This window comes from Nonomuraea sp. KM90, from assembly GCF_052246675.1.
GTDB lineage: Bacteria > Actinomycetota > Actinomycetes > Streptosporangiales > Streptosporangiaceae > Nonomuraea.
Genome location: NZ_JBQQCB010000081.1, coordinates 15767 through 32803, shown reverse-complemented (window position 1 = coordinate 32803; position 17037 = coordinate 15767). Strand labels below are relative to the sequence as shown.

The following is a 17037-nucleotide window of genomic DNA, read 5'->3' as shown; positions in this document are numbered from 1 at the left end:
ATGCCTGCCAGCCGGGCCCGTGGCCTGCTCTACGCCCTCGCCGGCGCCGCGATCGGCGCGGTGGCCGCCCGAGCCGCCTACGCCGGGTTCACCCGCAACCGGCCCGCCGAGCTGAGCGGCCGCTGGACCAGGAAGAACCACCGCGGCGAGCCCATCACCCTGCTCGAAGGCCCGGCCTTCGTGGCCGGCTCCGGCGCCGCCGCCGCGCTCGTGCCCGGCCTGACCCCCCGCGTACGCGCGGCCGCGCTGCTCGCGGGCGCCGGCAGCGGCGCGCTCGGCGCCTACGACGACCTCTACGGCACCACCTCCTCCAAGGGCTTCAAGGGGCACCTGAGCGCCCTCGCCCGCGGCGAGGTCACCAGCGGCGCCGTCAAGATCCTCGGCATCGGCGCCACCGGGCTGGGCGCCGCCGCCCTCGTCTCCCAGGGCCCGGTGGACACCCTGGTCAACGGCGCCGCCATCGCCGGCACCGCGAACCTCGCCAACCTCTTCGACCTGCGTCCCGGCCGCGCCATCAAGGTGGGCCTGCTGACCGGCGGGCCGCTGCTGGCCGCCTCGCTCCTGCGCGGCTCGCCCGCCGCGGCCGCGCTCGCCGCCGTCCCGCTGGGGGCCGCCGCGGCGCTGCTGCCCGATGACCTCGGCGAGCGCGCCATGCTCGGCGACGCCGGCGCCAACGCCCTGGGCGCGCTGCTCGGGCTCGCCGCCGTGACCACGCTCGGCAGGCCCGGCCGCTACACCCTGCTGGGCACCGTCGTGGCCCTGACGGCGGCCGCGGAGAAGGTCAGCTTCACCAAGGTCATCGCCGGGAACCCGGTGCTCAACCGCCTCGACATGCTCGGCCGCCGCCCGGTCGACCCCGTGTGATCCCCCGGCGCGACTGTCGGTCCGGCCTGCCAGGATGTCTGCGTAAGCGTTGATCCGCTGGGGCAGGGGAGGCCGGGTGGGTGTGGTGACGGCGCGGGGCGTCGCGGGCGGTGCGCTGCTCATCGGGGCGATCACCGTGCTGGCGCGCGTGGCCGGGTTCGCCAAGCAGTACGCCTTCGCCCAGACCGTCGGCACCAACTGCCTGGCCACGGCCTACATGACGGCCAACCAGATCCCCAACATCGTCTTCGAGGTGGTCGTCGGCGGCGCGCTGGCGGGGATGGTCGTCCCCGTGCTCGCCGGGGCGGCCGACCGGGATTCGCGGGACCGGGCCGGGTGGATCGGCTCGGCGCTGCTGACGTGGGTGGTCGTCGTGCTCGTCCCGCTGGGCGTGCTCACGGCGCTGCTCGCCGGGCCGGTCGTGGGGCTGTTCTTCGGCACCGCCCTCGACGGGTGCGACGTGGGCGCGGTGACCGCGGTCGCCACCCGGATGCTGGTCGTCTTCGCCCCGCAGATCCCGCTCTACGGGGTGGCCGTGGTGCTCTACGGCGTGCTGCAGTCGCACAAGCGGTTCGCCGGGCCCGCGGTCGCGCCGCTGGTGTCCAGCATCGTGGTCATCGTGGCCTACCTGCTGTTCGTGCCGTTCAGCGGTGGCGTGAGCGATCCCGCCGGCGTTCCCGGGCCCGCCGAGCTGGCGCTGTCGGTGGGGACGAGCCTCGGTGTGCTGTCGCTGGTGCTGGCCGTGGTCGGGCCGGTGTCGCGGCTGGGGCTGCGGTGGCGGCCCACCTTACGGTTCCCCGCCGGTGTGGCCGCGCAGGTGCGCAGGCTCGCGCTGGCCGGCATCGCGGCGCTGCTCGCCCAGCAGGCGGCCATGGTCGTGGTCCTGGTGCTGTCGAACAAGGCCATCGGCAACGCGGCCATCGCGGTGTACAACTACGCGTGGGCGATCTACCTGGTGCCCTACGCGGTGCTGGCCGTGCCCATCGCCACCAGCGCGTTTCCCCGGCTGGCCGCGCAGGCGGGCGACCCGGGGGCCTTCGCGGCGCTCGCGGCGCGCACCACCCGGGCGGTGGTGCTGGTGTCGGGGCTGGCGGCCGGGGTGCTGGCGGCCGCGTCCGGGCCCGGGGCGGTCGTGTTCCTCGCCGGCAAGAGCGAGGTGCCGGCCGCGGAGCTGGCGGCGGCGATCGCGCTGTTCGCGCCCGGCCTGGTGGGATACGGGCTCATCGCTCACCTGAGCCGGGTGCTGTACGCGGCGGGCCGGGGGCGGGCCGCGGCCACCGGGACCGTGGTGGGGTGGGGCGTCGTGATGGTCGCCCAGACCGTCTTCGTGCTGGTGCTGCCGGACGAGTGGGAGATCGGCGGGATGGCGCTCGGGATGAGCGTGGGCATGAGCGTGGGCGGGGCCGTGCTGCTCGGGTCCGTGGTGCGGGCACGGGGGAGCGCGGCCGTGGCTGGGCTGCTCAGGGCGTCGGGGGCGGCGGTCGCCGGTGGGGTGCTGGGGTACCTCGCGGGGGCGGGCGTGGTGCGGTGGCTCGGGGCGGGCGGCATCTGGCCGAACGCGGGGGCAGCCGTGCTGGCCGCGGTCGTGGCGCTGGTCGTGGGTGCGGCGGTGGTGGCGGTGGTGGACCGGGCGGACGCCGGGGCGGTGGCCGGGCTGCTTCGCCGGGGCGGCTCGGGGTGAGGCGTTCGGTCGGGTTGTGCGGCATGGAGGAGGGAGCGGGTCTTGCGGGTGGCTTTTGTGTTGAGCACCACGTCCGGTGGCACCGGGCGGCACGTGCTCATGCTGGTGGAGGGGCTCGTACGGCGGGGGCACCAGGTGCTGGTGGCCGGGCCACGGAGCGTGGAGGAGCAGTTCTCGTTCGGCGGTGCGGGGGCGAGGTTCGCGGAGGTGCGCGTATCCGACCGGCCGCACCCGGTCAACGACCTCCGCGCGGTCCTGGCGATCAGACGGCTGACCCGGGGCGCCGACGTGGTGCACGCCCACGGGCTGCGGGCCGGGGCGCTGGCCGGGCTGGGGCGGCGCGGGCCGGTGGTGACCCTGCACAACGCGCTGACCGCGGGCGGGTTCGTGGGGTACGTCTACGGGGCGCTCGAACGGATCGTGGCGCGCCGGGCCGGGCACGTGCTGGTCGTCTCGCCCGACCTCGGCGAGCGGATGACCCGGCTCGGCGCCCGCGACGTACGGGACGCCCTGGTGGCGGCGCCCGTGCCTCCGCCCGCGAAGCGGACACCGCCGGAGGTCAGGGCCGAACTGGGTGCCGGCGAGCGGCCCATCCTGCTCACCGTCGCCCGGTTGGCCCAGCAGAAGGGGCTGGAGACGCTGCTCGACGTCGCGGCCGGGTCGTGGCGGGGCGAGCCGCTGTTCGTGGTGGCGGGGGAGGGTCCGCTGCGCGGGGAGCTGCAGCGCAGGATCGACGCCGAAGGGCTTCCCGTCAGGCTGCTGGGCAACCGCGACGACGTGCCCGATCTGCTCGGCGCCGCCGTCGCCCTCGTGATGCCGAGCCGGTGGGAGGGGCAGCCGCTCACGCTCAGGGAGGCGCTCATGACCGGAACCCCGGCCGTAGCCTCGGAGGTCGGGGGGATTCCGGGAATCCTGGGAGAGGCGGGAATCCTGGTGCCGTACGGGGATGTCGAGGGGTTCCGCAAGGCCGTGAATGAGCTGCTGTCAGTGCCCGGAGCTGCGGAAAGACTGGCTACGGCGGCCGCTCGGCGGGGGCGGGAGATGCCCCGTGGCGACGACGCCGTGGAGAGCGTGCTGGCGGTGTACAGGGGGTGAGGGCCGGAGGATGATTAGGTGCGGTCGATGCGTTCTCATATACTGCCTGGGTTAGGGAGGGGAGTATCCCTTCGCGACAGCCTCGTCATCACGGTGCAGCCCCGCTCCACGGGGCCCCCGGGGCTGCCGGTCCGCAGATGTCTGCGGGCGGGAGAGACCTCCGGCAATGAAGCGTGCATGCCGGAGGGTCTGAGTGAGCGAACCTTTGTGGGCCTGGATCGCCGTTATCGGCGGTCTTCTTGTTGTCCTCGCCATTGACTTGTGGATCGTCGACCGCGGAGAAGCCCGAGAGTTCTCCATGCGGCAGGCGGGATACTGGGTCTCGTTCTACGTCGCGCTGGCCGTGGCCTTCGGATTGCTGCTGTGGGTGACGACCGGCGCCGACAGGGCCGGGGAGTTCTTCGCCGGCTACATCACCGAATACAGCCTCAGCGTCGACAACCTGTTCATCTTCTTCATCATCATGAGCCGGTTCGCCGTCCCCAAGGCCTACCAGCACAAGGTTCTGCTCGTCGGCATCCTGCTCGCGCTCGTGATGCGCGGTATCTTCATCGCCCTGGGCGCCGCGGCGCTCGAGCGGTTCAGCTGGCTGTTCTACGTCTTCGGCGCATTCCTCGTCTACACCGCGATCAACATCGTCCGCCAGCACCTCAAGGGCGACGAAGAGGAATTCAACGAGAACGTCGTGCTGAGGTGGGTGCGCCGGGCGTTCCCGACCACCGAGACCTACGTCGGGTCCAAGGTCACCGTCAAGATCGACGGCAAGCGCATGGTGACCCCGATGCTCATCGTGATGGTCGCCATCGGCAGCACCGACCTGCTCTTCGCGCTCGACTCGATTCCGGCCATCTTCGGGCTCACCAAAGACCCCTTCATCGTCTTCACGGCCAACGCGTTTGCCCTGATGGGGCTGCGTCAGCTGTACTTCCTGCTGGGTGGCCTGCTGCAGCGGCTCGTCTACATCAGCTACGGTTTGGCGTTCATCCTGGGGTTCATCGGGGTTAAGCTCGTATTGGAGGCGTTGCACTCCAGCCATGTCTCCTGGGCGCCCGAAATTCCCATCTGGGTGTCGCTCTCGGTCATCGGCGCCACCATGGTCATCACCACTGTGGCGAGCCTGATCAAAGCCCGCATCGACGCGCGCAAGGGCGAGGAAACGCATCCGGAGCAGGTCTAGCGAAAAGGGCTTCGAGGCGCTTTGCTTGTGTAGTTGTGCCGTGCCACAGTTACTCGTTCGGTAACATCACGGCAAAGCGCCCAGTCCAGAAACCACCAAAGGTTGTACGTGTCCGACGATTCTGCTAAGCCGAGCCGTATGAGGCTCGCGCGCGGGGTCTCCCCGTGGCTCCTCCCGACGGCGGCCGCGGCGGCCGCCTCCGCGCTGCTGACGCGCCGAGACCGGCGATGGGCGCTGGCGGCGGTGCCGCTGAGCGCGCTCACCGGGGGCATGCTCTGGTTCTTCCGCGACCCGCACCGCACGCCGGGGGAGGGACGCATCCTGTCGCCCGCCGACGGCGTGGTGCAGAGCATCGATCCCTGGCCGGACGGCCGCACCAGGGTCGCGATCTTCATGAGCCCACTGAACGTGCACGTCAACCGTGCCCCTCTTGCGGGGAATGTCGCCTCCGTGCAGCATGTGGCAGGTGGGTTCCTGCCGGCGTTCAACAAGGACAGCGACCAGAACGAGCGCGTGGTGTGGCATTTCGAGACCACGCTCGGCGACATCGAGATGGTGCAGATCGCGGGTGCGGTGGCGCGCAGGATCGTGCCGTACCTGAGCGCCGGCGCGAAGGTCACGCAGGCCGAGCGGATCGGGCTCATCAGGTTCGGTTCCCGGGTCGACATCTACCTTCCCGAAGGAATCTCCCCCGCGGTGTCCGTGGGTGAGAAGACGGTTGCGGGGGTGACCAGAATTGACCGCGGCTGACGCCGGTAGCTGGCAGGCGGAAGAGGAAGAGCCTCGCGGGCCCGTCGGCAAGGCGTTCCGCCTGTCCGCCGCGGACTCGCTGTCCCTGGGCAACGCCGTCTGCGGTTTCCTCGCGGTGTGCGTGCTGGCGTACTCCGCCATCCAGCAGCTCCAGGTGGACGGCGGGCGCTTCACGCCCGCGCCCAGCTACTTCGCCACCGCCATCGTGCTGCTGCTCATCGGCGCGACCTGCGACCTGTTCGACGGGCTCGTGGCGCGCCGCTTCCGGGCCTCCGCGATGGGCGCCGAGCTGGACAACCTGGCCGACGTCATCAGCTTCGGGTTCGCGCCCGCGTTCATGGTGGTGATCTGGGGCGGGTTCACCAATCAGGTGCCCTTCGCCGCCGTGGTCACCGCGGCGGCGGCCGTGCTGGTCGCCGGTGTCGTACGCCTGGCCAGGTTCGCCTGCGTCAAGACCAAGAGCGGCGACTTCATGGGGCTGCCCATCCCGATGGGCGCGATGACCGTGATCTCGATCGTGCTGCTGTTCCAGCCGAGCATCTGGTCGCTGCTGGCCGTGTTCGGCGTGGCCTGGCTGATGGTCAGCCGCATCGAATATCCCAAGCCGAAGGGGCAGCTCGCCGCGGTGGTCCTGGGCTGGATCATGGTGAACGTGGCGTTCCTGACCTTCTGGGTCGCCTGGCCCGAGGGCGGCGACCTGCCGATCAAGATCGGCGCGACCATGCAGATCGCGCTCGTCGCCGCGATCCCGCTGCGGGTGCTGTTCTACAAGCGCGAGCAGCGTAAGGAGGCTCAGCGCATCGGTCACTGATGCGCTGAGTGGTGCGATTTTTCGTCTTACTTCGGTTTTGCTTGGGGCTTGGAGCGTCGTGCCCGCTTGCCGTAAGGGGCGGGCTCGTCGGCCTGGTGCCGTCGTGCCCGCCCCTTACGGCTTTGCGCGCGGGATCGCCTTACCAGCCCCTGGCCTTCCACGCCGGCAGGGCCGGGCGCTCCACGCCCAGCGTGGTGTCCTTGCCGTGGCCCGGGTAGACCCAGGTCTCGTCGGGCAGGCGGTCGAAGACCCGCTCCACCACGTCGGTGTAGAGCTGGGTGAAGCGCTCGGAGTCCTTCCACGTGTTGCCGACGCCGCCGGGGAACAGGGAGTCGCCGGTGAACAGGTGGTGGTCGGCCGCCGGGCCGCCGTCGTACAGCAGGGCGATCGAGCCGGGCGTGTGGCCGCGCAGGTGGATGACCTCAAGGGTGATCGCACCGAAGGTGATCGTGTCGCCGTGTTCGACCGTGCGGTCCACGGCCACCGGGAGAGCGGGGGCGTCGAGGGGGTGGGCGATCACCTGGGCGCCCGTCACCTTGGTCATCTGCTCCAGCGCCTGCCAGTGGTCGCCGTGCTGGTGGGTGGTGACGATGGCGCCGACCGGCTGGTCGCCCATCAGAGCGAGCAGGCGGTCGGAGTCGGCGGCGGCGTCGATCAGCAGCCCCTCGCCGGTCTCGGTGCAGCGCAGCAGGTAGGCGTTGTTGTCGTACGGGCCGACGGCGAGCTTGCAGATCGTCAGCGCGGGCAGCTCGCGCACGTCGGCGGGGCCGCCGACCTGGACGTCACCTGTATAGGTCATGGGTAGTCCTCTGAGGGCGTCGTGGGCAGATCAGCGGGGGCCGGCATCGTCAGCCACGGTGGCGGCTCTGGAAGACTCGCGCCCCCGGGGCCGGGTATGAACGACTGCCCCACGGGCAACAGACTAACGCCCTCGCCGCCGGACCTGCCGGTGAGCCAGGCAAGCATGTCGCGCATCGTTCCCTGGACGGCGGGGCCGGTGCCGAGGTCGCGCCAACGGGCGAGGATTTCGGTCACGCTTTCGGCCTGGCTTTCGGCCGCCGGCGCTGATGCGTTCGTCGTGGGGCGATCGGTCGCGGCCGGGCGATGAATGGTCGCGCCCGGGGAGTGCTCGGCTGGGTGCGCGGCGGGCTTGGCCGCGCGGTGTCCGGTGGCGTGGGTGGGGCGTTCGGCGAGGAAGATGATCTCGCTCACCGTGCTGTGGTCGCGTGGCCAGGTGGCCAGGCAGTCGTGCAGCTCCCTGCGTACGAACGAGTCCGGCCAGTCCTCCGGGCCGTACCCGGCGGCCAGGTCCACGTGGTGGAAGCCGATCTCGCGCAGGCGGCGTACCAGGATGTACCAGGCGGGGTGGGGCGGCGGGCGCATGGGCTCCACCTGCGCCGACCAGGCCCTGGCGGGGAGATCGCGGATGGCGGCGGCCAGGCGGGCGGAGCGCTCCTCGAGGTCGGCCAGGTGGCGGGCGGCCGGTCGGGCGGCGGTGGCCTCGATCTCGGCGGTCCGGGCCTCGAGGGAGGGGTACTGAGGGGTGCGGACGCCGGTCCTCGCCCAGGTCAGGAGGTTGAGATGGGAGTCGGCGTTCCTGGCGACGTGGCTGAGGACGTGACCCCTGGTCCAGCCGGGCAGGAGCGAGGGGGCGGCGATGTCGGCGTCGGACAGGGACGCGGCCGTGGCCAGCAACTGGTTGGTGGCCGAGGCCAGCTCGGCCTGCAGGGCGGGTAGGACGGTCATGTCTTGATATTTCATCATTTAGGGTGTCGGCACTGGGGAGGGCATAAAACAGCAGGTCAGGAGGTTGAATGTTGAAGGGCTCCTGCCTGGTCGGGAGATGGCCGTAACCTGTGAGGGACGGATTTTCGGAGGCCGGGGATCGGGCCACCGAAATTGTCGGAGCCCCCGTCTACCATCCCCCGTGGACCTATCCGCCTTTCGACTTCCGGGATCGCCGTGGCAGACCGCCTGATCGTGCGTGGTGCACGAGAACACAACCTCAAGGACGTCTCGCTGGACCTCCCGCGAGACTCGCTGATCGTCTTCACCGGCCTGTCCGGCTCGGGTAAGTCGAGCCTCGCCTTCGACACGATCTTCGCTGAGGGGCAGCGGCGCTATGTCGAGTCCCTGTCGGCCTATGCCCGCCAGTTCCTCGGCCAGATGGACAAGCCGGACGTCGACTTCATCGAGGGCCTGTCGCCGGCCGTCTCCATCGACCAGAAGGCCACCAGCAAGAACCCGCGCTCGACCGTCGGCACGATCACCGAGGTCTACGACTACCTGAGGCTGCTGTGGGCCCGCATCGGGAAGCCGCACTGCCCGGTGTGCGCGCGCCCGATCGCCAGGCAGATGCCGCAGCAGATCGTCGACCGGGTGATGGACCTGGAGGAGGGCACCCGGTTCCAGGTGCTCGCGCCGGTCATCAGGGGCCGCAAGGGCGAATACGCCGAGCTGTTCCGCGAGCTGCAGACCAAGGGCTTCGCCAGGGCCAGGGTCGACGGCACCGTCGTACGCCTGGAGGAGCCGCCGACGCTGAAGAAGTACGAGAAGCACGACATCGAGGTCATCGTCGACCGCCTGTCGGTCAAGGAGTCGGCGCGGCGCAGGCTCACCGACTCGGTCGAGACGGCGCTGCAGCTGTCCGGCGGCACGATCACGCTCGAGTTCGTCGATCTTCCCGAGGACGACCCCAACCGCGAGCGCTTCTACTCCGAGCACCTCTACTGCCCCTACGACGACCTGTCGTTCGAGGAGCTGGAGCCGCGCTCGTTCTCCTTCAACTCCCCGTTCGGCGCCTGCCCCGAGTGCACCGGCCTGGGCACCAAGATGGAGGTCGACCCCGACCTGGTGGTGCCCGACCCCGAGCGCACGCTCGGCGAGGGCGCGATCCACCCCTGGTCCGGCGGTCACACCAGCGAATACTTCGCCAGGCTGATCGAGGCGCTCGGCCACACGGTCGGCTTCACGCTCGACACGCAGTGGGAGAGGCTGCCGAAGAAGGCGCAGAAGTCGCTGCTGTACGGCCACGACGAGCAGGTGCACGTCCGCTACAGCAACCGCTACGGCCGGCAGCGCTCCTACTACACGACCTACGACGGCGTCATCCCGTGGGTGCAGCGCAGGCACGCCGAGGCCGAGAGCGACTCGGCGCGCGAGCGGTTCGAGGGCTACATGCGCGAGATCCCGTGTCCCGCCTGCAAGGGGGCCAGGCTCAAGCCGGTCACCCTGGCGGTCACGGTGGCCGGGAAGTCGATCGCCGAGGTCGCGGCCATGTCGATCGGCGAGTGCGCCAAGTTCCTGGCCGCGCTCAAGCTGTCCGACCGCGACATGCACATCGCCGAGCGGGTGGTCAAGGAGATCAACGCCCGCATGGGCTTCCTGCTCGACGTCGGCCTCGACTACCTCACCATGGACCGCGCCGCCGCCACCCTGGCGGGCGGCGAGGCGCAGCGCATCAGGCTCGCCACGCAGATCGGCTCCGGCCTGGTCGGCGTCCTGTACGTCCTCGACGAGCCGTCCATCGGCCTGCACCAGCGCGACAACATGCGCCTGCTCGACACCCTGATCAGGCTGCGCGACATGGGCAACACGCTGATCGTGGTCGAGCACGACGAGGACACGATCGCGGCGGCCGACTGGGTGGTCGACATCGGTCCGGGCGCGGGCGAGCACGGCGGCCAGGTCGTCGTCTCCGGCACCGTGCAGGACCTCCTCAGCAGCGAGGAGTCGATGACCGGGGCCTACCTGTCCGGGCGCAGGAGCATCCCGATCCCCGCGAAGCGCCGCAAGCGCGACCGGAAGCGGCAGATCACCGTCAAGGGGGCGCGCGAGCACAACCTCAAGGGCGTCGACATCGACTTCCCGCTGGGCGTGTTCACGGCCGTCACCGGGGTGTCCGGGTCCGGGAAGTCGACGCTGGTCAACGACATCCTCTACAGCGCGCTGGCCAAGGAGCTCAACGGGGCGCGCACGGTGCCGGGGCGGCACTCCCGGATCAACGGCATGGACCAGGTGGACAAGGTCGTCCACGTGGACCAGTCGCCGATCGGGCGTACGCCGCGCTCCAACCCGGCCACCTACACCGGCGTGTTCGACCACGTACGCAAGCTGTTCGCCCAGACGACCGAGGCGAAGGTGCGCGGCTACCAGCCCGGGCGCTTCAGCTTCAACGTCAAGGGCGGGCGCTGCGAGGCGTGCGCGGGCGACGGCACCATCAAGATCGAGATGAACTTCCTGCCCGACGTCTACGTCCCCTGCGAGGTCTGCCACGGCGCCCGCTACAACCGGGAGACGCTGGAGGTCCACTACAAGGGCAAGACGATCGCCGAGGTGCTGGACATGCCGATCGAAGAGGCGCTCGGCTTCTTCGACGCGATCCCCGCGATCAAGCGTCACCTGCAGACGCTCAACGACGTGGGGCTGGGCTACGTACGCCTCGGGCAGCCGGCCACGACGCTGTCCGGCGGCGAGGCGCAGCGGGTCAAGCTCGCCTCCGAGCTGCAGCGGCGGCAGACCGGGCGGACGATCTACGTGCTCGACGAGCCGACCACCGGTCTGCACTTCGAGGACATCCGGCGGCTGCTCGGGGTGCTCGGGCGGCTGGTGGACGGCGGTAACACGGTGATCGTCATCGAGCACAACCTCGACGTCATCAAGACCGCTGACTGGATCATCGACATGGGGCCCGAGGGCGGGTCGCGTGGTGGCACGCTGGTGGCCAGCGGCACTCCTGAGGAGGTCGCGCTGGTGGACGAGAGCCACACGGGGCGGTTCCTGCGCAAGATCCTCGCCCTCTGACGCCCCGCCTGTCCGACCCCGTCGGCCCGGCGGCGTGTACGGCCGCCGGGCGGGCGGGGGGGGTCGGTGGAAAGGGGCATGATCGCGGCCTGGCCGCCGCCGCTGGGCGCGCGCCTGCCACCCGATGACCGGACCGAGGGGGTCCGTCAATAAGGTTGAGTTCGGGTAACAGCCACACCTCCGGGGGGCAAAGGCGACACGGGGGTCGGGCATCGACAACAGGTACGGATCGGGGGCGGAGCCATGTCCGAGAACGGGTTGGGACGGCGGGAGATGCTCGGCGCGGCAGGCGTCGCGGCGTGCGGGCTGGCGCTGGCCGCGTGCGGCACGGGGGGTGCCGAGGCCAAGCCGAGCCTCAAGGGCAAGGTCCTGGTGAAGACGGCCGACGTGCCGGTGGGCGGGGGCAAGCTGCTCGAGGACCTGAAGGTCGTGGTGACGCAGCCGACGGAGGGCGTCTACAAGGCGTTCAGCGCGCTGTGCACGCACAAGGGCTGCCAGGTCAGCACACCCAAGGACAACGTGATCAGGTGCGCCTGCCACGGCAGCGAGTTCGCCACCGACAGCGGGAAGGCCACCAAGGGCCCGGCCACCGCGCCGCTGGCCTCCTTCCAGATCAAGGTCGAGGGCGACGGCATCGTGGTCGTCTGAACAGGTAATAGTGCGTAGTTACCGGGATTGGCATCGGGCACGCTGAACCGGCGCCAGGGCGCTGGCCGTACCTGAAGTGAAAGCCAATCTGGGAGGACGCACCATGACGGAAACGACGCGGCGGACGGTGGTGTTCGGTGCCGGGAGCGCTGGGCTGGCGGCCGTACTGACGGCTTGCGCGAGCTACGGCGCGCCGACGACGGAAGCGAACGAGGAGCCGTCGGCCCCCGAGGAGGAGGCGTCGTCCGCGGCCCCGAAGAAGAAGAGCGAGTCGAAGGCCAAGGCGCTGGCCGACACCAGTGACATCCCCGAGGGCGGCGGGAAGGTCTTCAAGAACCAGAAGATCGTGGTGACGCAGCCGACGGCGGGGGAGTTCAAGGCGTTCACGGCGGTTTGCACCCATGCCGGCTGTACGGTCGCCACCGTGTCGAACCAGACCATCAACTGCCCCTGCCACGGGAGCAAGTTCAACATCGCGGACGGCTCCGTGGCGGACGGTCCGGCGAGCGACCCGCTGGAGGAGAAGCAGATCAAGGTCGACGGGGACAAGATCAGGCTAGCTTGACCCAGGTCTCATGAATTTCTCACCTGAGTGCGTTTGGGTGAGGCGCATGGGACAAGACCTTCAGAGCCGCAGGGCGGTGTTCGCAAGCGTCGGAGCGGGTGGCCTGGCGCTGGCGATCACCGCGTGCAGCGGCGGCACCGACACTGCGCAGACGGCGGACACCGCCACCGAATCGAGCGCGCCCCAGGCGAGCACGCCGGAGTCCAGCGCGCCGCAGGCAGGCGGCGCGCTGGCCAAGACCGCCGACATCCCCGTGGGCGGCGGCACGGTCTTCAAGGATCAGAAGATCGTGGTGACGCAGCCGACGGAGGGCGAGTTCAAGGCCTTCAGCGCGATCTGCACGCACAAGGGCTGCCCGGTCGGCAGCGTCGAGGGCGGCACGATCGTGTGCCCGTGCCACAACAGCAAGTTCGCCATCGCGGACGGCGCGGTCGCGGGCGGCCCGGCGGAGAAGCCGCTGCCGGCTCAGGCGATCAAGGTCGAGGGCGACCAGATCATGCTGGCATAGCAGGCCGGATCGGGACGTGCCCGCCGTACCTTCGCGAAGAGTACGGCGGGCCACCTTGTCGGTGAGGGCTACTAGGCTGGCAACGTGGCGAGATCAGCGGGCAGCACCTTGAGTTTCCGGCCCAAACCGGGGTCGATCCCCGAGTCCCCCGGGGTCTACCGGTTCAGGGACGCGCACGGCCGGGTGATCTACGTCGGCAAGGCCAAGAGCCTGCGGCAGCGGCTCAACTCCTACTTCGCCGACTTCTCGGCCCTGCACCCGCGCACGCAGTCGATGCTGACCACGGCCGCCGACGTCGACTGGACGGTCGTCGGCACCGAGGTGGAGGCGCTGCAGCTCGAATACTCCTGGATCAAGGAGTTCGACCCCCGCTTCAACGTCAAATACCGCGACGACAAGTCCTACCCCTACCTCGCGGTGACCATGGGCGACGACTTCCCGCGCGTGCAGGTCATGCGCGGCGCCAAGCGCAAGGGCACCCGCTACTTCGGCCCCTACTCCCACGCCTGGGCCATCCGCGAGACCGTCGACCTGCTGCTGCGCGTCTTCCCGGTGCGCACGTGCAGCGCCGGGGTTTTCAAGCGGGCCGGGCAGATCGGCCGGCCCTGCCTGCTCGGCTACATCGACAAGTGCTCGGCGCCCTGCGTCGGCCGGGTGACCCCGGATGAGCACCGCGACCTGGCCGAAGACTTCTGCGACTTCATGGCCGGCAACACCGGCCGCTTCATCAAGCGGCTGGAGAAGGACATGCGCGAGGCCGCCGCCGAGCAGGAATACGAGCGGGCGGCCCGGCTGCGCGACGACATCCAGGCGCTGCAGCGGGCGCTGGAGAAGCAGGCGGTCGTGCTCGGCGAGGGCACCGACGCCGACGTCATCGCGCTGGCCGAAGATCCGCTCGAAGCCGCCGTACAGGTCTTCTACGTGCGCGGCGGCCGCATCCGCGGCCAGCGCGGCTGGGTGGTCGACAAGGTCGAGGAGACCACGCCGGGCGAGCTCGTCGAGCAGTTCCTGCTGCAGATGTACGCCGAGGCCGGCCCCGAGTCGATGCCCCGCGAGGTGCTCGTGCCCGCGCTGCCGCCCGACAACGAGGCGGTCGCCGAGCTGCTGACCGAGCAGCGCCGCGCCCGCGTCGAGGTGCGCGTGCCGCAGCGGGGCGACAAGAAGTCGCTGATGGAGACCGTCGAGCGCAACGCCAAGGAGTCGCTCGCGCAGCACAAGGTCCGCCGCGCCGGCGACCTGACCACCCGCAGCAAGGCGCTGCAGGAGATCGCCGACGCGCTCGACCTCGACCAGGTGCCGCTGCGCATCGAGTGTTACGACGTCTCCCACCTGCAGGGCGAGAACGTCGTGGCGTCGATGGTGGTGTTCGAGGACGGCCTGGCCCGCAAGAGCGAATATCGGCGCTTCGCCGTCAAGACCAAGGAGGGCGACGTCGCCTCGATCCACGAGGTGATCATGCGCCGGTTCCGCCGCTACCTGGAGGAACGCTCCGCCACCGGCGAGCTGGCGCCCGACGACGACAGCGGCCACGGGCCCATCGACCCCGAGACGGGCAAGCCGCGCAAGTTCGCCTACCCGCCCAACCTCGTCGTGGTCGACGGCGCCGGCCCGCAGGCGGCCGCCGCGCAGCGGGCCCTCGACGAGCTCGGCATCGACGACGTGTTCGTGTGCGGCCTGGCCAAGCGGCTGGAGGAGGTGTGGCTGCCCGTCGACGACCAGCCGGTGATCATGCCACGTTCAAGCGAGGGTCTCTACCTGCTGCAACGTGTGCGAGACGAAGCACACAGGTTCGCCATCACCTACCATCGTTCCAAGAGGTCCAAGACGGTGAAGGAGAGCGCGCTCGACAGCGTGCCCGGCCTCGGGCCGGCGCGCAGGCAGGCGCTGCTCAAGCACTTCGGCTCCGTGAAAAAGCTACGCGAGGCCACTGCCGCCGAAATCTGCGAGGTTCCCGGCATCGGCCCGTCCATCGCCGAGGTCATCGTGTCGACGCTGAAAGGAGAGTCACCTTGATCTCGCCAGGATGCCAGGGTGTTCGCACCGCACGTCCATACGGCCCCGCCCGCCACGGCGGCCGGGCCACCTGGGAACGGCCGGACGGAGGCAGGCCATGAACGCCGCCGCACGTGGAGGCGCGAACGCCGCACCCGGCGCCGCGAGCCCCGCACGTGACGAGGCGAGCCCCGCGCGTGGTGAGGCGGGCGCCGGGCGGGATGACGCGATGAGCACCGAGCCGGCGTTCGTCATCGTCACCGGCATGTCCGGGGCCGGGCGCAGCACCGCCGCCAAGGCGCTGGAGGACCTGGGCTGGTTCGTCATCGACAACCTGCCGCCCGGGCTGCTGTTCGCGATGGCCGAGGAGGCGGGCAAGGTCAAGCTGGCCGCCGACAAGGTGGCGGCCGTCGTCGACGTGCGCAGCCTGGCCTTCACCACCGATCTCAACGCGGCCATCGAGGAGCTCGAAGGGCGCGGCGTACGCGTGCGGGTGGTGTTCCTGGAGGCCAGCGACGAGGAGCTGGTGCGCAGGTTCGAGAACGTCCGCAGGCCCCACCCCCTCCAGGGCGAGGGGCGGCTGGTCGACGGGATCACGCGCGAGCGCGGGATCCTGCGGGAGGTGCGCGCGAACGCCGACCTGGTGATCGACACCTCCACGCACAACGTGCACGACCTGCGCAACAAGATCGTCGCCTACTTCGGCGGGGAGGACCGGCCCGGGCTGCGGCTCAACGTCGTGTCGTTCGGGTTCAAGTACGGGCTGCCCGTCGACGCCGACCTCGTGGTCGACTGCCGGTTCCTGCCCAACCCGCACTGGGTGCCCGAGCTGCGGCCGATGAACGGGCTCGACGCGCCCGTCAGCGACTACGTCCTCGGGCAGCCGGGGGCCAAGGAGTTCCTCGACGCGTACGAGGAGGTCCTGCAGGTGGTCGCCGCCGGCTACGCGCGCGAGGGCAAGAGCTATGCGACGCTTGCGGTGGGTTGCACGGGTGGCAAGCACCGCAGCGTGGCCATGGCCGAGCAGGTCGCCGCCCGCCTGCGCGACCGCGGGATGGAGGTCCAGGTGAGCCACCGGGATGTGGGGCGGGAGTGACCGATGAAGACCGCGAAGCTGCTTTGCCGCATGCGGTAGAGGGTCCTTCGGATGATGGGCCGGGCTATGTCCGGCTCGGGCCGCCGGTCGTGGCGCTGGGCGGAGGACACGGGCTTTACGCGTCCCTGTCCGCATTACGGATGGTCACCGACCGGTTGACCGCCGTGGTGACCGTCGCCGACGACGGCGGGTCCAGCGGGCGGCTGCGCCGCGAGCTCGGCGTGCTGCCGCCCGGCGACCTGCGCATGGCGCTGGCCGCGCTGTGCGGCGACGACGAGTGGGGCAGCACCTGGAGCGAGGTGGTGCAGCACCGCTTCCGCAGCGAGGGCGAGCTGCACGGGCACGCCGTCGGCAACCTGCTGATCGTGGCGCTGTGGGAGCTGCTCGGCGACCCCGTGGCCGGGCTCGACTGGGTCGGGCGGCTGCTGGGCGCGCACGGCCGCGTGCTGCCGATGGCCTCCGTGCCGCTCGACATCGTGGCCGAGGTGGAGCTCGACGGCGTCATCTCGACCGTACGCGGGCAGGTGGCGTGCGCCCTGACCCCCGGCCGGGTGCAGGCGATCTCCCTCGTGCCCGAGGACCCGCCGGCGCGGCCGGAGGCGGTCACGGCGGTGCTGGAGGCCGACTGGGTGGTGTTCGGGCCCGGGTCGTGGTTCACCAGCGTGCTGCCGCATCTCAAGGTGCCCGAGCTGGCCAGGGCGCTGCACAGCACCAGGTCCAAACGGCTCGTCACGCTCAACCTGGCCCCCCAGGCGGGCGAGACCGACGACTTCTCCCCCCAGCAACATCTGGAGGTGCTCCGGCAGCACGCCCCCGACCTGTCGATCGACGTGGTGCTCGCCGACACCGGGATCGTGGACGACCCCGACGCCCTGGAGAAGGCCGCCGCCGCGCTCGGCGCGCGCCTTGTCATGGCCGACGTGGCCGCCGCCGACGGCTCCCCGAGGCATGACCCACGACGTCTTGCCTCCGTCCTGGACGAGATTTTCCTCTCGAAGCGTTGATCCTGGTCGGCGTGGCGCGAAGGTGCGAGAGACTCAAGGGAGC

Annotated in this window: 15 protein-coding genes; 13 read left to right on the top strand and 2 right to left on the bottom strand. The window is 70.6% G+C overall.

What is annotated here, in order from left to right; all coding sequences use genetic code 11:
• From ACTWPW_RS44625 to pssA, 6 genes are all read left to right on the top strand, one after another.
• On the top strand, positions 1-864 hold the full coding sequence (locus ACTWPW_RS44625) for a hypothetical protein (protein WP_375114153.1): 864 nt from the start codon (positions 1-3) through the stop codon (positions 862-864).
• A 76-nt stretch (positions 865-940) separates the two neighbouring features.
• The gene (gene murJ, locus ACTWPW_RS44620; RefSeq protein ID WP_443172283.1) at positions 941-2545 is read left to right on the top strand and encodes a murein biosynthesis integral membrane protein MurJ; all 1605 of its coding nucleotides are present in this window, start codon (positions 941-943) and stop codon (positions 2543-2545) included.
• A gap of 42 nt (positions 2546-2587) precedes the next feature.
• A complete protein-coding gene (locus ACTWPW_RS44615) occupies positions 2588-3640 on the top strand; it encodes a glycosyltransferase family 4 protein (protein ID WP_443172282.1) in 1053 nt (350 codons plus the stop codon).
• A 193-nt stretch (positions 3641-3833) separates the two neighbouring features.
• Positions 3834-4817 carry a TerC family protein gene (locus ACTWPW_RS44610; protein ID WP_364120383.1) on the top strand — a complete coding sequence of 328 codons (984 nt, stop codon included), beginning with the start codon at positions 3834-3836 and terminating at the stop codon, positions 4815-4817.
• A gap of 138 nt (positions 4818-4955) precedes the next feature.
• Positions 4956-5567 (top strand): phosphatidylserine decarboxylase, encoded by a 612-nt coding sequence (locus ACTWPW_RS44605; RefSeq protein ID WP_364120380.1) that lies wholly within the window; start codon positions 4956-4958, stop codon positions 5565-5567.
• Positions 5554-6378: a CDP-diacylglycerol--serine O-phosphatidyltransferase gene (gene pssA, locus ACTWPW_RS44600; protein WP_364120377.1), complete on the top strand. Its 825-nt coding sequence runs from the start codon at positions 5554-5556 to the stop codon at positions 6376-6378. The genes ACTWPW_RS44605 and pssA overlap by 14 nt, the downstream gene beginning before the upstream one ends.
• Positions 6379-6517: 139 nt before the next feature.
• Here the strand turns inward: pssA and ACTWPW_RS44595 are convergent, their stop codons facing one another.
• Together ACTWPW_RS44595 and ACTWPW_RS44590 are read right to left on the bottom strand one after the other, a co-directional pair.
• A complete protein-coding gene (locus tag ACTWPW_RS44595) occupies positions 6518-7177 on the bottom strand; it encodes an MBL fold metallo-hydrolase (protein WP_443172281.1) in 660 nt (219 codons plus the stop codon).
• The gene (locus ACTWPW_RS44590) at positions 7174-8124 is read right to left on the bottom strand and encodes a maleylpyruvate isomerase N-terminal domain-containing protein (RefSeq protein WP_443172280.1); all 951 of its coding nucleotides are present in this window, start codon (positions 8122-8124) and stop codon (positions 7174-7176) included. The genes ACTWPW_RS44595 and ACTWPW_RS44590 overlap by 4 nt, the downstream gene beginning before the upstream one ends.
• Before the next feature lie 216 nt (positions 8125-8340).
• On the opposite strand from ACTWPW_RS44590, the gene uvrA reads away from it, so the two are divergent.
• The 7 genes from uvrA to ACTWPW_RS44555 all read left to right on the top strand — a co-directional run bounded on the left by uvrA (position 8341) and on the right by ACTWPW_RS44555 (position 16994).
• Positions 8341-11181: an excinuclease ABC subunit UvrA gene (gene uvrA / locus ACTWPW_RS44585; protein ID WP_375114147.1), complete on the top strand. Its 2841-nt coding sequence runs from the start codon at positions 8341-8343 to the stop codon at positions 11179-11181.
• A gap of 243 nt (positions 11182-11424) precedes the next feature.
• Positions 11425-11829 (top strand): Rieske (2Fe-2S) protein, encoded by a 405-nt coding sequence (locus tag ACTWPW_RS44580; protein ID WP_375114146.1) that lies wholly within the window; start codon positions 11425-11427, stop codon positions 11827-11829.
• A 103-nt stretch (positions 11830-11932) separates the two neighbouring features.
• Positions 11933-12394, top strand: coding sequence for a Rieske (2Fe-2S) protein (locus ACTWPW_RS44575; protein ID WP_364120362.1), 462 nt, complete (start codon positions 11933-11935; stop codon positions 12392-12394).
• Between the two features lie 46 nt (positions 12395-12440).
• Positions 12441-12902, top strand: a complete 462-nt coding sequence (locus ACTWPW_RS44570) for a Rieske (2Fe-2S) protein (RefSeq protein WP_364120359.1) — start codon at positions 12441-12443, stop codon at positions 12900-12902.
• A 108-nt stretch (positions 12903-13010) separates the two neighbouring features.
• On the top strand, positions 13011-14915 hold the full coding sequence (gene uvrC, locus ACTWPW_RS44565; protein WP_443172292.1) for an excinuclease ABC subunit UvrC: 1905 nt from the start codon (positions 13011-13013) through the stop codon (positions 14913-14915).
• 208 nt (positions 14916-15123) lie between these two features.
• Complete coding sequence (gene rapZ / locus ACTWPW_RS44560) at positions 15124-15990, top strand: RNase adapter RapZ (RefSeq protein WP_375114145.1); 867 nt, start codon at positions 15124-15126, stop codon at positions 15988-15990.
• An 89-nt stretch (positions 15991-16079) separates the two neighbouring features.
• Positions 16080-16994, top strand: coding sequence for a gluconeogenesis factor YvcK family protein (locus ACTWPW_RS44555; protein ID WP_375114176.1), 915 nt, complete (start codon positions 16080-16082; stop codon positions 16992-16994).
• The last annotated feature ends 43 nt before the right edge of the window (positions 16995-17037 follow it).

Coding starts and splice junctions, on each gene's coding strand:
- ACTWPW_RS44625 (WP_375114153.1), top strand. CDS start 1: ATGCCTGCCAGCCGGGCCCGTGGCCTGCTCTACGCCCTCGCCGGCGCC.
- ACTWPW_RS44605 (WP_364120380.1), top strand. CDS start 4,956: ATGAGGCTCGCGCGCGGGGTCTCCCCGTGGCTCCTCCCGACGGCGGCC.
- ACTWPW_RS44595 (WP_443172281.1), bottom strand. CDS start 7,177: ATGACCTATACAGGTGACGTCCAGGTCGGCGGCCCCGCCGACGTGCGC.
- ACTWPW_RS44590 (WP_443172280.1), bottom strand. CDS start 8,124: ATGACCGTCCTACCCGCCCTGCAGGCCGAGCTGGCCTCGGCCACCAAC.
- ACTWPW_RS44580 (WP_375114146.1), top strand. CDS start 11,425: ATGTCCGAGAACGGGTTGGGACGGCGGGAGATGCTCGGCGCGGCAGGC.
- ACTWPW_RS44575 (WP_364120362.1), top strand. CDS start 11,933: ATGACGGAAACGACGCGGCGGACGGTGGTGTTCGGTGCCGGGAGCGCT.
- ACTWPW_RS44570 (WP_364120359.1), top strand. CDS start 12,441: ATGGGACAAGACCTTCAGAGCCGCAGGGCGGTGTTCGCAAGCGTCGGA.
- rapZ (WP_375114145.1), top strand. CDS start 15,124: ATGAGCACCGAGCCGGCGTTCGTCATCGTCACCGGCATGTCCGGGGCC.